We start from the raw sequence: 1977 nt of genomic DNA on the forward strand, positions 1-1977 counted from the left end.
ACCCGGGCCCTCGTCCGGCGGTCCGGGATGCGTGCCACGGGGGGCGCCGGCGGCGTCCCGGTCCGTCCGGCCGCGGGGAAGGGGTGGGTCCGCGGCGGGTGCCGGCTGCTCGTGGGCGCTGCCCGGCCCGGTGGTCCGGCCGGGGTTCCGGCGGACGGACGGGTCGTGGGGGCGGGTCCGGCCCGATGATCCCACGGCCCGCCGGAGGCGTTGCCCGAGGGGGCAGCGGCGGCGCCCGTCCAGGCGGGGGTGGGCCGGTGGGCGCGGGCCGATGGGGCCGTTCGGCCCTTGTGACCGCTGGACGGGAGAGGGATGGTGATCGCCGCGCCGGTGTGCGGGGCCGCCGAGGAGGCGGGGGCGCGGCGGGGCGGGAGCGTGGCAGGACGAGAGCGCGGCGGAACGGGAAGAGGCCTGAGGTGGGCGAGTTGGTCACGGTGCGGGTGTGCGAGGGGATTTCGCGGGGCTTCGCCTCCGACGCGAGGGCCCGGATCGCCGCCGTGGTGAGCGGGGCGGACGCCCTGGTGGAGTCGTTGCGGGTCCGGGTCGGGACGATCGGCGCCGGGAACCCCCCGGCGGGATCCGCCCCGCTGGGGGTGCTGGCCCAGGTCAACGCCGAGGTGGACGGCCGGCGCATCCGCGTCCAGGAGGCCGCCGCCGACCTGGGCGAGGCGCTGGACCGGCTCGCGGACGGGCTGCGCGCCCGGATGACCGCGGTCGGCTCGGGGTGGACGCCCCGGCCGTGGCCGCGCCGGATCCGCACCCGTGTGCTGCCGGGCGGCGCCGCGGCGGTGCCGCCGGCCCCCGCCGTCCCCGCCCCGCTGCGCGTCGGCCCGCCCGGCCTGCCCGGCCCGCCCGGCCCGCCCGGCCCGGGGCCCGTCGTCCGGCGCAAGCGGGCGCAGCTGGTCTGGTGCTCCCCGGACGCCGCGGCCCGGACGATGGACGCGATGGACTTCGACATCCACCTGTTCACCGACCCCGCCACCGAGACGGACGCGGTGGTCTACCGGGTCGGTCCGACCGGCTACCGGCTGGCCCGCACGGTGGCCGCCGGACCGCCCGGCCGGGCGGCCGTCCCGATGACGCTCAGCCCCTGCGGGGCACCGGAGCTGACGGAGGAGCAGGCCACCGAGCGGCTGACCGCCGCCGAGCTGCCCTACCTGTTCTTCGCCCACCCCGGCACCGGGCGCGGCCGGGTGCTCTACCGGCGCTTCGACGGTGGCCTCGGCCTGATCGCGGCCGCCTCGTGAGCGACGGATCCCGCCGCCGCCGGCTGCGCGCGCTGCGGGCGCAGCGCCGGTCCGGCGGCCCCCTGCCGCCGTCCGGCCGCCCCGGGACGGGCGCGCGGACCCGCCCGCCGGCCGAGGCCCCGCCGCGCGAACTGGTGCCGCTGGAACGGGCCGAGGCGCTGCGGCTGCTGGGCGGTGCGCCGTTCGGCCGGATCGTCTTCACGGTGCGGGCGCTCCCGGCGATCCGCCCGGTGAACCACCTGCTGGCCGACGACACCGTCGTGATCCGCACCCACGACGGCGCGGCGCTGACCATGGCCGCCCTGGACGGCGACGACACCGGGGTGGTGGTCGCCTTCGAGGCGGACGCGATCGACCCGGTGACCAGGCTCGGCTGGAGCGTGGTCGTCACCGGGTTCGCCCGGCCCGTCACCGACCCCGTCCGACTGGCCCGTTACCGGGCCCTGCTGAGCCCCTGGGTGAACGCCACGATGGACCACATGGTGGCCATCCAGCCCGATCTGGTGACCGGCTACCGGCTCACCGAGGGCGCCGCCGGGGTCTCCTGACCCGGGTCCGGCGGGCCGTACCCGACAGCCCGGGTGCGGTCCCGCCGGGCCCGTACCGCCCGGGTTCCCGGGCCGAACGCGCCCCACCCCGGACGGGGCGCCCCGACCGGCCCGGAGCCCGGGCCCCACGCGCGGAAGGCCGCTTCCGCGCACCCGCCGGTGCGGCCGGGGGAGTTCCGACC

2 protein-coding genes are annotated in these 1977 nt (G+C 79.7%); both read left to right on the top strand.

All coding sequences use genetic code 11. The annotated features are described in order from the left end of the window. Nucleotides 1-416: 416 nt before the first annotated feature. The gene (locus ACFCX4_RS36070; protein WP_376151681.1) at nt 417-1247 is read left to right on the top strand and encodes a sigma 54 modulation/S30EA ribosomal C-terminal domain-containing protein; all 831 of its coding nucleotides are present in this window, start codon (nt 417-419) and stop codon (nt 1245-1247) included. Nucleotides 1248-1309: 62 nt separating this feature from the next. Next, complete coding sequence (locus ACFCX4_RS36075) at nt 1310-1795, top strand: pyridoxamine 5'-phosphate oxidase family protein (protein WP_376151683.1); 486 nt, start codon at nt 1310-1312, stop codon at nt 1793-1795. Nucleotides 1796-1977: the final 182 nt, after the last annotated feature.

It is taken from the genome of Kitasatospora sp. NPDC056327, from assembly GCF_042261735.1.
GTDB lineage: Bacteria > Actinomycetota > Actinomycetes > Streptomycetales > Streptomycetaceae > Kitasatospora.